This window comes from Gilliamella sp. B2828, from assembly GCF_026537125.1.
GTDB lineage: Bacteria > Pseudomonadota > Gammaproteobacteria > Enterobacterales > Orbaceae > Gilliamella.
The window spans coordinates 1-12,937 of the sequence record NZ_JAFNMU010000013.1; the positions used below are offsets into that span (position 1 = coordinate 1).

At 33.7% G+C, this 12,937-nt stretch carries 13 protein-coding genes and 2 pseudogenes; 11 read left to right on the plus strand and 4 right to left on the minus strand.

Annotated elements, in window-relative coordinates; genetic code table 11:
• The 5 genes from J3U19_RS10065 to J3U19_RS10085 all read left to right on the plus strand — a co-directional run.
• On the plus strand, positions 1–854 hold an 854-nt coding region (locus J3U19_RS10065; RefSeq protein WP_267346212.1), incomplete at its 5' end, for a glycoside hydrolase family 108 protein.
• Between the two features lie 3 nt (positions 855–857).
• Positions 858–1,265 (plus strand): hypothetical protein, encoded by a 408-nt coding sequence (locus J3U19_RS10070; protein WP_267346214.1) that lies wholly within the window; start codon positions 858–860, stop codon positions 1,263–1,265.
• 56 nt (positions 1,266–1,321) lie between these two features.
• Entirely contained in the window at positions 1,322–1,759 is a 438-nt protein-coding gene (locus J3U19_RS10075) for a hypothetical protein (RefSeq protein WP_267346216.1), read from the plus strand.
• A 161-nt stretch (positions 1,760–1,920) separates the two neighbouring features.
• Positions 1,921–2,046 (plus strand): hypothetical protein, encoded by a 126-nt coding sequence (locus J3U19_RS10080; RefSeq protein WP_267346217.1) that lies wholly within the window; start codon positions 1,921–1,923, stop codon positions 2,044–2,046.
• A gap of 416 nt (positions 2,047–2,462) precedes the next feature.
• Entirely contained in the window at positions 2,463–3,992 is a 1,530-nt protein-coding gene (locus J3U19_RS10085) for a tannase/feruloyl esterase family alpha/beta hydrolase (protein ID WP_267341948.1), read from the plus strand.
• A gap of 295 nt (positions 3,993–4,287) precedes the next feature.
• On the opposite strand, the gene J3U19_RS10090 is transcribed toward J3U19_RS10085, so the two are convergent.
• Positions 4,288–4,815 carry a DUF4865 family protein gene (locus tag J3U19_RS10090; RefSeq protein ID WP_267346218.1) on the minus strand — a complete coding sequence of 176 codons (528 nt, stop codon included), beginning with the start codon at positions 4,813–4,815 and terminating at the stop codon, positions 4,288–4,290.
• A 126-nt stretch (positions 4,816–4,941) separates the two neighbouring features.
• Between J3U19_RS10090 and J3U19_RS10095 the strand changes: the two genes are divergently transcribed.
• Positions 4,942–5,679 (plus strand): LysR family transcriptional regulator, encoded by a 738-nt coding sequence (locus tag J3U19_RS10095; RefSeq protein ID WP_267346219.1) that lies wholly within the window; start codon positions 4,942–4,944, stop codon positions 5,677–5,679.
• A gap of 14 nt (positions 5,680–5,693) precedes the next feature.
• Here J3U19_RS10095 and J3U19_RS10100 read toward each other — a convergent pair whose 3' ends face one another.
• Positions 5,694–6,563 carry a helix-turn-helix transcriptional regulator gene (locus J3U19_RS10100; RefSeq protein ID WP_267346221.1) on the minus strand — a complete coding sequence of 290 codons (870 nt, stop codon included), beginning with the start codon at positions 6,561–6,563 and terminating at the stop codon, positions 5,694–5,696.
• Between the two features lie 27 nt (positions 6,564–6,590).
• Positions 6,591–7,655 (minus strand): annotated as a pseudogene (locus J3U19_RS11470) (LysR substrate-binding domain-containing protein).
• On the opposite strand from J3U19_RS11470, the pseudogene J3U19_RS10115 reads away from it, so the two are divergent.
• From J3U19_RS10115 to J3U19_RS10135, 5 genes and pseudogenes are all read left to right on the plus strand, one after another.
• Positions 7,617–7,868: pseudogene (locus J3U19_RS10115) on the plus strand (NAD(P)-binding domain-containing protein); the annotation flags it as partial. The pseudogenes J3U19_RS11470 and J3U19_RS10115 overlap by 39 nt on opposite strands.
• Positions 7,869–7,927: 59 nt before the next feature.
• Positions 7,928–8,107, plus strand: a complete 180-nt coding sequence (locus J3U19_RS10120; RefSeq protein WP_267341940.1) for a hypothetical protein — start codon at positions 7,928–7,930, stop codon at positions 8,105–8,107.
• 293 nt (positions 8,108–8,400) lie between these two features.
• The gene (gene fsa / locus J3U19_RS10125; protein ID WP_267341938.1) at positions 8,401–9,063 is read left to right on the plus strand and encodes a fructose-6-phosphate aldolase; all 663 of its coding nucleotides are present in this window, start codon (positions 8,401–8,403) and stop codon (positions 9,061–9,063) included.
• A gap of 191 nt (positions 9,064–9,254) precedes the next feature.
• Positions 9,255–10,052: a siderophore-interacting protein gene (locus J3U19_RS10130; RefSeq protein WP_267341937.1), complete on the plus strand. Its 798-nt coding sequence runs from the start codon at positions 9,255–9,257 to the stop codon at positions 10,050–10,052.
• An 18-nt stretch (positions 10,053–10,070) separates the two neighbouring features.
• Positions 10,071–10,658, plus strand: coding sequence for an ACP phosphodiesterase (locus tag J3U19_RS10135; protein ID WP_267341936.1), 588 nt, complete (start codon positions 10,071–10,073; stop codon positions 10,656–10,658).
• 68 nt (positions 10,659–10,726) lie between these two features.
• On the opposite strand, the gene J3U19_RS10140 is transcribed toward J3U19_RS10135, so the two are convergent.
• The gene (locus J3U19_RS10140; RefSeq protein WP_267341935.1) at positions 10,727–12,814 is read right to left on the minus strand and encodes a 3-hydroxybutyrate oligomer hydrolase family protein; all 2,088 of its coding nucleotides are present in this window, start codon (positions 12,812–12,814) and stop codon (positions 10,727–10,729) included.
• Positions 12,815–12,937: the final 123 nt, after the last annotated feature.

Below are 12,937 nucleotides of genomic sequence, written 5' to 3' on the forward strand. Positions count from 1 at the left end.
AACTTAACTTATTGGGCATAATAAATGGGTTAGAAGATAAGTATAAATTATGGGAAAAAACCAAAGAAAAAGCGACAAAAATGCTGTGGTGGGATGATGTCGCCAAAGGTTTAGCTAAGCAAAGTCAACAGACAGAACAAAGTGACGCAGAAACTAAAAAAGAGCAATCAGCAGACACCTCAACTAATCAAACCGAAACTTTATCAACGCCTGCCACGTTAAGTCAAAATGGTCGGGTGTGGTTTATGCATCCTGTGGGTATTTCTATTTTCACAGAAAAGAAAATAGATTGTTGTTCTATAAAATTTCATAGAATTTCAAAAATTGTATTGAGACATGAAGGAGGATATGTAAATAATCCAAATGATTCTGGAGGTGCAACTAATAAAGGAATAGCTTGGAATACGTGGGTGGCATATGCAAAAAAAGATTTAGGAATAGAACCTACTTTAGAAAACTTAAAACAACTGACAGATGAACAAGCTGAAGTTATCTATAGAAAACGATATTGGCAACCGAAAAGATTCTGCAAAATAGAAAACGATAGATTAGGGTTAATGATATATGATTGGTCAATTACTTCCGGAGGCGCAATAAAAAAAGTTCAACAACTTCTAGTCGATGAGTTTGATCAAAATATCACTATTGATGGAAAAATGGGAGAAAGAACAGCTGTTATTATAAATTCTATTGCTGATCAAGATAACTTATTAACACGTATTACAGAAATCAGACGAGAATATTATACTAATTTAGCTATTAAAGCGGATGGAACTCATACAAAAAACTATGTATTTCTAGAAGGTTGGTTAAATAGAGTGGATGATTGTTTAAATGTGAAAATTGAGGATTAGTTTATGCGATATATATTTTTTGTTTTGCTTTTTTTATTTCATTTTAATTCCGCTTGTGCCTTAGCTATTAAGCAAACTTGGACAGAAGAAGTTCATTTAGAAAAAAATGAAATACCTTATAGTATTTTCTCAATACAATTGAAAATTGACACTAACAATAAAGTAGAGGGGGAATTATGTTCTATAGTTAATTATGGTAATAAAATAGATTGTCCTATACCTTTTGTATCTAAATTAATCAATAATGAAATCGAAGTTCATTTTGATAGTACTTTTGGTGGTAAAAATGGTGTAGCTATTCTTAGATTACAAGGAAAAAATTTAATTTGGGATTTAATCACTATTCCTAGTGGTGAATATTATTTTACGAAGAAAGCGAAATTACTTCCTGAAAATATTAAAAAACATTGATGATGAGTTAATTAGTAAAAAATATCCAATTATTATTAAATAAAATAGAAGAAAAAATGCTAAAAAAAATTAAAGCTACATTGGTATTAGTATTACCAACTTTGATAATTTTCAGTGGTATAGTTAATGCAAATGCTAATCCAAAAGATTGTGTATCGATTTTTGAAGAACTCATTAAAACCAGTAATTTTCTACCAGAAGTGAAATCAAGAAAATATTTTAAAATTGATTTATATGATGTTTCTGTAACAGATGAATCTATTTTTTTTAAAATTTATGATTCTGCTAGTACTAGACAGTATGGAAAGACAGTAAGTCAGGCTACTTTAGGTTGGATAAAATATAACTATAACCTAAAAAATATGGAGAATATAACATATGATGAAATTAATCCTATAAAAGTTATTTATAATAGAGAAATTGAAATGAAATTTTATAATTGCATGAATATTAATAAAATAAATATAAAACAATTTGCTACTGAGTATGAGTAAAAAAATTATCTGGAAAACTAATTTGCCAATGTATTTATTAGGATTAATAAAAAGCTTTTTACAAGCCCAGGATTCGAACAACAAAAAAGAGATTATCAACGTTTTCCCCCTGATTTTAAAGATGCCCCGACAAGAAATTAACACCGGAGCAACTTAAATTATTGGGCATAATAAATGGGTTAGAAGATAAGTATAAATTATGGGAAAAAACCAAAGAAAAAGCGACAAAAATGCTGTGGTGGGACGATGTAGTCGAAGAATTAGCTAAGCAAAGTCAACAGACATAACAAAGTGACACTGAAACTGAAAAAAGTCAAACATCCCCCCCTCAACTGAGCAAACCGAAACTTCATCAACGCCTGCCACCTTAAGTCAAAACGGTAAAGTTTGGTTTATGCATCCGCTTACATTATTTAATTTTTTTTTATGGTAAAGCCTGATAGACATTGAATTTTCTTTACTAAGAATAGGTTACCTTTTCTTCCAAAGTTTTCTTTTCCAATGAAGGTTTCATCGCGATTCACTACGACATATTGCAACTTACAAGTCTTTAAAATAGTCATAAATGTTGACAGCAATTTAATGATCCTACGTTTAGTTTTGTTAGAAATTAATCATTTTTATATTGTTATTTGTACAAATAATGCATAATGTTAAAGTTAACTCTTTTTAAAATAAATAGTTTGATGATAGGAATAGAGATATGATGAAATGCAATTTATTTTTTTTATCGGTTTTAAGTTGTTTGGGTGCTTCTGCTTATGCAACTCCAGTTTTATGGGATTCAGCCGTACACTGTCAAAGCTTGCGTAATTTGGAATTAGAGGGTGCAAAAGTAGTAAATACTGAGCTAATTGAAGAACACTTTATACCTTCGTCAAAATTAGCGGATACATTACGAGGGGCTAAAACTAAAGAATTTTTCGATTTACCAGAGATTTGTCGAGTTGAATTAATGATTGAACCAGCTATTAATGTTGAAATATGGTTGCCAAGTCAATGGAATCACCGTTTACAATCCATTGGCGGTGGGGGATACGCAGGATTTATACCATTTGATAAGTTAGCCGTAGCGGCTAAACATGGTTATGTCGCAGCAGCGACCGATACTGGACATGAAGGGAGTTTGTTTGATGGTAAATTTGTTTTTAAAGAGGGCAAATTACAAGTGGATTCGATAGCAGATTTTGCTTATCGCAGTGTACATGAAATGACAATAAAAACTAAACACATTATCGAATCCTATTACGGTCAGGCTCCAGATTATTCCTATTGGAATGGTTGTTCAACCGGTGGTAGGCAAGGATTAATGGAGGCTCAAAGATACCCAACTGATTATGATGGTTTATATATCGTAGCGCCAGCAATCTATTGGGATAAATTTATACCAGCAGAAATATGGCCACAAGTGGTGATGCAAGAAGAGTTAGGAAGGCCGATTGAAAGTAGCAAACTTGATGAAGTTAGAAAAGCCATTATTAAATTTGCTGATGAAAAAGATGGAATTAAAGATGATATCGTTAACGATCCAACAACATTACAAATTAGTGATGTATTACTCAATCAAGCTGGGCTTAATAAAGATGAAATTCGAACATTACGAAAAATATGGCAAGGTCCAACAGATCAAAATGGAAAACCTTTGTGGTTTAGTATTGAACCAACCGCGCCACTTGATGTATTAGCCGGTAATGAAGGCCCTTTTCCTATACCGGTTGATTATTTGAAGTATTGGATTAAACAAAATCCAAATTTTGAATGGAAAAGTTTAGGGTATAATGGTTTCGAAAATTATTTTGATGAATCAGTAAAAATGTTTGCTCCAATAATGGGAACAGATAACCCTGATTTGAGCCAGTTCAATAAATCGGGTGGAAAAATGATTATTTGGCATGGTTTAAATGATCGTCTGATAGCGCCAAAAGGAACGATTCAATACTATAATAATGTATTGAAAGTTATGGGGGGCAAAGATTATGTTGATAACTTTGCAAAACTCTATTTAGCACCGGGTGTTGACCATTGTAATGGTGGTGAGGGTCCCGATGACATTAATGGCTTTGAGTCATTAGTTAATTGGGTTGAGAAAAAACAAGCGCCAAGGAATCTGATTGCTAAAAAAATAGAAAATGGTCAAGTAACTTTACAAAGACCGATATGCCAATATCCTCAACAAACACTCTATAAAGGTAAAGGTGATACTAATAACCTTGATAATTATATCTGTGAATAATTCCGTCACTCGCTAACTGAATACTCGGTTAGCGAGCTTTTCAATGCTTGAATGGCAAATCATTTTTTATATTGAAAGTAGTTTGTACTTGTTGGTCATTACAAATTTTTTGGCATCTTTGTCTCTTTTATGATCGATATTTGATTTAAAGTAAAACGGTATAGACTCCTAAATTTTTTTTACAAGATAATGCTGTTTTATCTTGATAAGTGAATAGACTCTAATAATTTTTTGAGATTGTTTCAGATAATGTCAATCTACCCGATCAGGTATAACAATGTTAGACACCGCCTTGCTATAAGCCATTTGATAAATGCAAAATTTGATGGATATTTTTGTGTTGGTTATTTGGTTTTTGCTCGAAAAAAGTAAACGAAGTATATTGCCATTTATCCGGATTATAGATAACGACATTACCAACCTGATTTTGATATTCTGTAATTTTGAAATTAAAATTCTTTAGTTGAGCTTTCACCGGTATCGTGTGATGTTCTTCAAGTACATATTTACTGAGTAGAAAGTTATCTTCTAATTTAATGTTTGCGGTAATGCCGATATTAATATTTTGCCAGCCAAACGTATCAATTATATTGTCAAAGTAGCCATCAAAAATAAATTGAGTCATCCCGTTAGTATGTTGCCAAACATACAGTGGGCAATAGCTATTTGCTAGATTATCACTCCCTTTTTCTGAAATTAAATAAGCTTTAAAAAGTAAATCTTTAAAGCCATCCATTTTATAGCCATTGTGTTTGACACGATTTTTTATGATTTGCATATCATAATCGGCAGGTAAAAGAATTTTATATTGCATAGCTTGCATGTTTTTCTCCTTTGAATGTTAAAGTCAGTTTATAACTATGATTATGAGTTTAAGAAGGAAATTGAAGTTTGAATAATTCTAATTTATGATAGGGTTATCAAAAAAAGTGATAGGGGACTTTGTAAAATGGATTTTAAAGGATTACTGATTTTTAGAACGATTTATGATCTTAAAAGTCTCAATAAAGCGGCTAAAGCTCTGAACTGTACACAATCAAATTTAACGGCTCACTTAAAAAAGATTGAGTATGAATTGCAAGCTACCTTATTTATTCGTGGTTTTGATGGAGTTAAGCCTACTCAAGAGGGGCAACAATTTTATCATTTTACTTTGCAGACTTTAGCAAAGTATTCACAACTCAAAAAGTCTTTTAAAGGTAAGCGTAATACATTATTAATATCGGAGCTTTTATTTCAGTTTATTGTGATTGAAACAACAAAATATTGCATTGAATCTACTGAAATTGTCATTAAACGAACCAGTGATATATTGAATCAAATTCAACACCATTGTTATGATGAAGTGATTACTTTTGAAAAAGTTAAGCATCCTGATTATCTTTTAACAAATACCGAAAACTTAGCGATTGCTTTTTTGCAAAGCCAATCAATTGTAACTCCTGAGCGTTTGCCAATATTGATCAATAATGATGAACATTGCCCATTAAGAGTCAAAACGCTTACTTTGGGTTATCCATCGGAGAAAATTATTACGGTCGATTCTTTGAGCCAATTACTCAATCTTGTCGAAAGAGGAAAAGGCATAGCCTTGTTGCCCATTTTTTTAAAAAAAGATAAATTAAAAGCCATCAATAATCATTGTGACTGTATTGAATATTATTGTTATCAACATCATTGTGTTTAGTTTTTACTAAAATCTCATGATTTTTGTGATAATTTACTGTGATATTGTCGACGGTATTCGGTTGGTGAACGTTCGGTTTTTTTTCTAAAAATTCGACAAAAATAGTTACTGTCTCTAAAACCGGAAGCATGCGCAATCTCTTTTATATTTAAGTCATAGTTCTTAAGCAATGATTTGGCGTATTCTAAACGGATATGATTGACGTATTCATTCAATCCAATCTTTCCTTCACGTTGAAAAAGATGTGATAAATAATTCGGTGAGATATAAAACATCTTCGCTAAAAAATTGCGGGTCACATCTTCACGAAAGTGCGTATCGATATACTGGCGAATCGCTTCAAATAAACTGGTGGTTTTCGACGAAGTTTCGATAGTGGCGTTGAGCAAATCAAGTGTGTTACTCAGTAAACTATGTATAAGAAAATAGGCGGTTTGATTTTGTTCTGACGGTTGCTTATACCAGGTAAGTTCTGCAAGTGCCTGAATAATGAAGGTGCCAACACGTGGTCCACGTCTTGCAATATTGTATTGATCTTTAGAAATTATTTGCGTTCCATCCCAATGAAACAAACTTAAACCAATTTGTTGTTTTTCAAATAAAATACTTAAAATGGTAACTGGTTTATGCCAAAGGGGTTTATTCCAACTATTCGAGGTAACATAGAGAATATCATTGGAATAGAGCGTTTTACTGATTTGTTCACCTCTATCATTTGTCCATAACATCTTTTGTTGACCTTTTATGATGATTTCTATACGAGGAAAATTAACTTGGTAAGCAAGGATAGGAACTAAAGAAGGATGATTGACAAAGTATATCTTATTGATATTGATATTTTTATTAGCAAATTGTTTGAGTATTTGTTCAATAGATAAATCCATAACAACGCTCCAGATCAATTGATTTATTTATACTTGTCCAAATTTTTGTAGACAAAAGTCGATGAAACTGCCTAATTTTGGTGGAATACGGCGATCAGCAGCATAAAGTACATGCATAGGATGAGTGGGAATAGGGTATTTGGGTAATAATGGAACGAGTTGTCCTAATTCAATCACCGCTTTAACCATTTCAACCGGTTGTAACATGATTCCTTACCCACTGATTGCCGCCGGAAGTAACACATCGCTACCATCAGAGATTAAACATCCACTCACCGGCACTGAAATAAGTCCTTGCGGACCAATAAATTCCCAATGATTCTGTAATACCATTGAAAAAACGAAACATTCACGTTGCCTTAGATCATTAGGGGTATTTGCCGTTTTTAAATAGGAAGGTGCCGCACATAATAGTAGCCGATAAGGGGCAAGCGATCTGACGATTAAACCACAGTCTGATGGTTTTCCTACTGGTAAAACTAAATCATATCCTTCATCAATCAGATCAACTTTTCGATAGGTTAATGATAAATCAATAGAGACTTCAGGATGGGTTCTTAAAAATTCAGGCAGTAAGGGTGTAAGTGCGTGAGTACCAAAAGTTGTTGATGCGCTAATTTTTAACCGACCACGAGGCTTTACATTACTTTGTGCAGCGATGGTTTGGGCTTCGGCAACTTTGATAAGAATATTTTTGGCGCGTTCATAAAAAATGCTTCCTATCTCAGACAAACTTTGATGCTTTGTTGTGCGATTAAGTAAGCGAACATTTAAATATGTTTCGAGCATGCGTATGTATTTGCCGATCAACAGAAGAGACAGATTCAGTGCGTTGGCTGTGGCTGAAAATAAGCCAAGTTCAACAGTTTTAACGAAAATGGTCATGCAAATTAAGCGATCCATTAAAAACAAATTATTTATATAGATGAAATATTGGAATAATTTATCATGTTTTATTTCTATTTTATAGTGTCTGTGTTTTCGCAATTCTAAGGAGATAGAAATGAAAATTGCCATTATTGGTACTGGCAGTATGACCCAGGTCTTGCTAATGCACTCGCTGATGCGAACCATGAGATTGTTATCGGGCATCGAGATTTAGCGAAAAAATCACAAGCATTGGTTAAATCAATTGGTGCTAATGCTCAAGGTGAAGATATTGCAACCGTTGTGCATTTAGCTAAGGCAGTTATTTTAGCGTTATCCTATCATGCCATTAGTGATGTTATTGCAGTCGCGGGTGATCTTTCAGATAAAATTTTAGTGGATATCACCAATCTTGTGTCAGAGGATTTTCTCATTTAGTTATTGGACACACGACATCCGCCGCTGAAGAAATTCAGAAACTCGCACCCAAAGTAAGGGTGGTTAAAGCGTTTAATACTATATTTGCACAGTTAATCCCAAAAGAAGCTAGAAAAGCGGATAAAATACCGGTGTTTATTGCCATAAATGATGAAGCTGCAAGAGAGTTTGTTACCAAACTGGTCCGTAGCTTAGCCTTTGAACCTATTTTATTGATATTGAACGATGTATTTAGTTAGTTATTGGTCTATTTATGATAAATAAAATTAAACTCACTATTATTTAATGTGTGTACCATTGTTAACTTGAGTTGCAATGATAGGACAGTTAACTAGTGGTAAATTAATCAGAGTATTAAATTATTGTTAATGGTAACTATGTGATCACACTCTCATTTTTACATACAGCATACAAATATCCAGTAAATGGCAAATTTGTCTTCTAGGTTTTCAATTCGATATTTCTTACTATCACACTATTATTTATGTTTTACTTTTTATGTGTGATTGATTATTTAAACCAGGAGTTCACTATGGAACTGTATTTAGATACTGCCGATATTTTGGCAATTGAGCGTTTGGCACCAGTATTGCCAATTAATGGGGTAACAACCAACCCCACTATTGTGGCAAGGTCAGGTAAACCCATTTTTGCTTTGTTAGAAGAACTGCAAGATATACTGGGTTCAGATAAGGTGTTATTTGCACAAGTACTAGCCAGTGATGCGAAAGGCATGATTAAAGAGGCCGAACAACTTAACAAGGCAATACCATCGATTGTGACGAAAATTCCCGTTAATGAACAAGGTTTATTGGCTATTAAGGAATTATCTCAACAAGGTATTGTAACTTTAGGAACAGCGGTTTATGGTGCTGGACAAGGATTTTTGGGAGCACTTGCAGGCGCGAAATATATAGCTCCTTATATAAATCGCATAGATGCACAAGGTGGAAACAGTAAAGATACAATTTTAGAGTTACAACAATTGTTTGATTTGCATTGCCCTGAATCCATAGTGATAGCAGCAAGTTTTAGAACGCCAAGACAAGCTTTAGACTGTATGTTAGCGGGTTGTAAAGCCATTACCTTACCTGTTGATGTAGCAGAATTATTTATCTCCGATCCAGCAGTCGATGCGGCAGTGGCTAAGTTTAATCAAGATTGGTGTTGCGCATTTGGTTCATTAACCTATTAATGGCCTTTTCAAGGTTTTCTAAATTAGATAAAATTTTTAATATTGCTTGGTGAGTTCAATTCCATTAAATTTACGGGTAACAAGGTGTTTAATATTTAGACTGAAAAGTAGCGTTTTTTTTAATTTTTTGTTGTATGATAATTCAATGTGCAAAAGCACCAATACCCGTAAAAAATATAAGGATTTAAGTCATGGCAGATAAACACCAAAAATCAAAAAAGTTCATTATTAATGCACTGTTAAGCGTATTAAACGTTGAGAAGATTTCACCCAGCTTTATACGTGTGCAGTTTAGTTGTAATAAACCGTTAAGTGTTGATTCAGCTTGGATTTGTCCTCATATTAAATTATTATTTCCTGAGCCTAGCACGGGCAAAATTTTATTTCCTGAACTGAGCGAAGACAATAAGATTATGGTGAGTGATAAAGTCCGTCAACTGGCTCGCAGTTATAGTATACGTAAGTTTGATGCTATGACAAATCAGTTATTTGTTGATTTTGCAATTCATGAAGGTGGTTTGGCTTCTGTTTGGTCAAGACAAGCTAAAGTTGGCGATCAGATTGGCTTGGTCGGTTCTGTGGGTAAGCTTTCGTTTACAAATAATTGTTTGGTTTTGATGGGTGATATTTCAGGTATGCCAGCAATCTGTTATACGCTTGAACATTTACCGGAAAACCAAAAAGTTTATGCCTTTATTGAGGCTAATCATGCTATGGATGTTATTGAACTACCCAATAATGAACATGTGCAAGTCAGATGGTTAATTCAAGATAAGGAAAAATCCAATCAATTGGTTGATGCAGTGATCAATGCTGAATTTGCCGAACAAGATAAACTTATGTTTTGGGGTGGAATGGAAAGTTCATTAGCGCAGCAATTACGACGAGCATTGAAAGATAAATATACTCAGCTTGCACCTGAAGCAATTCATATCACAAGCTATTGGCGTGAAGGATTTGCTGAAGGTGAGTTTAAGCATCGTGACTAGTCAATCTTATCTGAATTCATGAATATTTTAGCGCATCTACATTTAGCTTTTCTAGTAAATAGTTCATTAATTGGTAATACGGTAGCGGATTTTGTTAAGGGTGATCCTTATTTAACTTATGCTAACGATGTGGCTGATGGAATTATGTTACATCGCAAAATCGATTGTATGACCGATAGTTTGCCAGAAGTGAAGCAAGCGAAATTATTGTTTCGCCAACCCCATCGAAGGGTGGCGCCAATTGCATTGGATATTGTGTGGGATCACTTTTTATCCAAACAGTGGTTGACTTTTGGCGTTATGGAAAGTGTTGGTGAATTTAATCAATATACTAAACAACAAATCCAACCGTTCATTAGGAAATATCCTATTGATTATCAAGGTTTTATGCAAGCCATGTGGCAAGGTAAATGGCTAGAAAACTATGCCTCAATTGATTTTGTTGAAAAAGTATTAAGTGGTATGGCAAAGAGAAGACCAAAACTCTGTTTATTAAAAGAGAACATTATTGATATTCGGCAAAATTATTCTGAGCTGGAAGCATTATTTGCAGTTTTGTATCCTAAAATAGGTACAGCCGTTATCTCATCCAAATTTACTTTATGAAGATTTTAACTATCGGGATTAAGCTAGATGTGACACTTAAGCCGATAGTTAAAAAGATCATTTACTTATTAATTAGGAATAATCAATTCCCCATTTTCTTTCTTGATTATATCGTTACTGTTAGGCGTTTGTAATATAGGTACTAAATTTTGGGCAGTGGCATCGGGCGTGAATGCAATTTTTCCTACACGGGGCATAGCATGAATTACCTGACTGTCAGGTAATGTTGCCTTATTGGTTAAATTTGCCCACAACCACTCCATTGCATCCTCTCCATAATAGTCAATTGAGACAAGTGAATTATCAAATGGCGGTTTGCCTTCTAAATAACTACTATTTTCTACTTCAATGTAACGTAATTGTGAATTGATGCCTTCTACTTGACTGTTTAAGGCCACGTAAGCACGAGATGTATAATCCGGTAGCTGTTTTACATTGTTACGACCATGGATGATAAATGTTTTGATTCCATTTAAATTGGCTGAGGCGACAACTTGTTTCATACCGAAAACAACTCGAGGATCTTTTAATTTTTCATACAAACAAATTGCCCCTTTACTGTTGTAGTCAATTTCATTTTTATTATCAGAACTTGAATAGAAATCTCGTCTTGGCGAATGAATGTCTTCATTGTTGACGAGTGCTAATAGGGTTGATTCATTTCCTAGCCATATTGGTAGATGTCCATCTGCCCATCCCCAAAGTTGCTGGAAATCTGTTTCTGATAAAGGTTCAACTTTACCTGTATAAAGAAGTGGATTTTTTTGGGTGCTTGCAACCGAATAATCACACATTCTTTCGGTAACGTCAAAATGACCATAGGCGCTAATATATTGATAAGGTAGCCCTATTGTTTCTTTATAATAATAATAGGGAAGTTGTCTCTCCATTTCTGGTGTCCAGCCATATTGACGCAGTTTTTCAAGCGCTTCTTTAGGGGTTCCATAAATGAGTAATTGTGCTTTTTTTAAGGCATTACAACGATTTTTCGCATAAGTGTAATTATCAGCAAAAGGTATATTCATATCTTTATTTTCATTGATTATTGCTGGAACAGCACAAGGTATATACAGTGATGCATAAGTACTATATTCCGCTATTGAAAGATATTCAATTCTTGCAGATGGTTTTTCACCAACTTTAACGTTTACAGGTATCGTTTCAGAGTAAGGTGAGATTTGAGGATTAACTGCCACAATACCTTTTATTGTATTATTTTTGTCTAACTCTCCAGCTTTTAGAGCGGCTCCTCCGCCATCAGTTGCGCCATAAACTAATACTAACGTATTGTCTTTATCGAATATCACCTTTTTAGTAGGGGAATAGTGAGAGTTGATTTGGTAAAAAGCAAATTCAATGGATTTTAAAACAAATTCCCCCCAACGTTCTTCGGAGTTTTGTTTTGAGTGCAGTTGTTTTATTGCATAGCGGTTAGGGTAGGTTTTTACATAGTGCTTTCGATTTTCGATATTAGGTTTAAATAATAAGTTATTTGTTTGCACTTTGCCATTAATCGCAAATCCCCGTTGATGCGTTATATCATAAATACCATTACCCAACCCTTTATCATTATAAACGACGGCACAGTTATGACGAAGGCCCCATAATCCCCGAATTTGTATATCATATGCATTGAATAAACCATCTGAATTTGTTGATGGTACGGCAACAATACACGGTTTATTTTTATCAAAATCCAATGGGATTTGTACTAATAGCCCTACACTTTCTTCATTATTTTTATAGGTGGCTAATATTTCAGTACCTGCTATTTTACCATCAAATAATTGGGTAAGATTTTTTCTTTGAAAACCAAAAAGTGACCCTTCTCCAGTTTTGATATCAATAAAACGATTTAATTTCAATTGTCTGAGTTCTTGTAGGGTAGGTTGAGCAGGATGAGCTACTGTCGGTTTAATCACGATTGTTGATAAAGGCGTGAATCCCAAACCTGCTGTTACTAAGTCATCGCTATCCCCGTCATAGTAAGTAGAACTTTCTATTGTTATCCCAGCCGGATATTGGATGAGATTCATCTCTTCACGAGATATACTTAATCGTAGATCACTTTTAGCTTGAACTGCAAAAGGAAGGATAGCGGAGGTAAAACACATTAACGATACCAATGCTTTTATTTTTATATTTTTAATTCTCATTGCAAGTATTTCCTTTCTTAACAACCAAATTATTTTAGATAGGACTATCCTGATATTTTTTAGGTTGTTATAAATAATATTATCTTTATTTTTTGAACGATGAATGAATATTATATTTTATTT

What these genes read in the sequence shown, in the direction of transcription:
- J3U19_RS10130 (WP_267341937.1), top strand. Translation starts at nt 9,255, where the DNA reads ATGGCAGATAAACACCAAAAATCAAAAAAGTTCATTATTAATGCACTG.
- J3U19_RS10100 (WP_267346221.1), bottom strand. Translation starts at nt 6,563, where the DNA reads ATGGATTTATCTATTGAACAAATACTCAAACAATTTGCTAATAAAAAT.
- fsa (WP_267341938.1), top strand. Translation starts at nt 8,401, where the DNA reads ATGGAACTGTATTTAGATACTGCCGATATTTTGGCAATTGAGCGTTTG.
- J3U19_RS10135 (WP_267341936.1), top strand. Translation starts at nt 10,071, where the DNA reads ATGAATATTTTAGCGCATCTACATTTAGCTTTTCTAGTAAATAGTTCA.
- J3U19_RS10090 (WP_267346218.1), bottom strand. Translation starts at nt 4,815, where the DNA reads ATGCAAGCTATGCAATATAAAATTCTTTTACCTGCCGATTATGATATG.
- J3U19_RS10085 (WP_267341948.1), top strand. Translation starts at nt 2,463, where the DNA reads ATGATGAAATGCAATTTATTTTTTTTATCGGTTTTAAGTTGTTTGGGT.
- J3U19_RS10075 (WP_267346216.1), top strand. Translation starts at nt 1,322, where the DNA reads ATGCTAAAAAAAATTAAAGCTACATTGGTATTAGTATTACCAACTTTG.
- J3U19_RS10140 (WP_267341935.1), bottom strand. Translation starts at nt 12,814, where the DNA reads ATGAGAATTAAAAATATAAAAATAAAAGCATTGGTATCGTTAATGTGT.
- J3U19_RS10070 (WP_267346214.1), top strand. Translation starts at nt 858, where the DNA reads ATGCGATATATATTTTTTGTTTTGCTTTTTTTATTTCATTTTAATTCC.
- J3U19_RS10095 (WP_267346219.1), top strand. Translation starts at nt 4,942, where the DNA reads ATGGATTTTAAAGGATTACTGATTTTTAGAACGATTTATGATCTTAAA.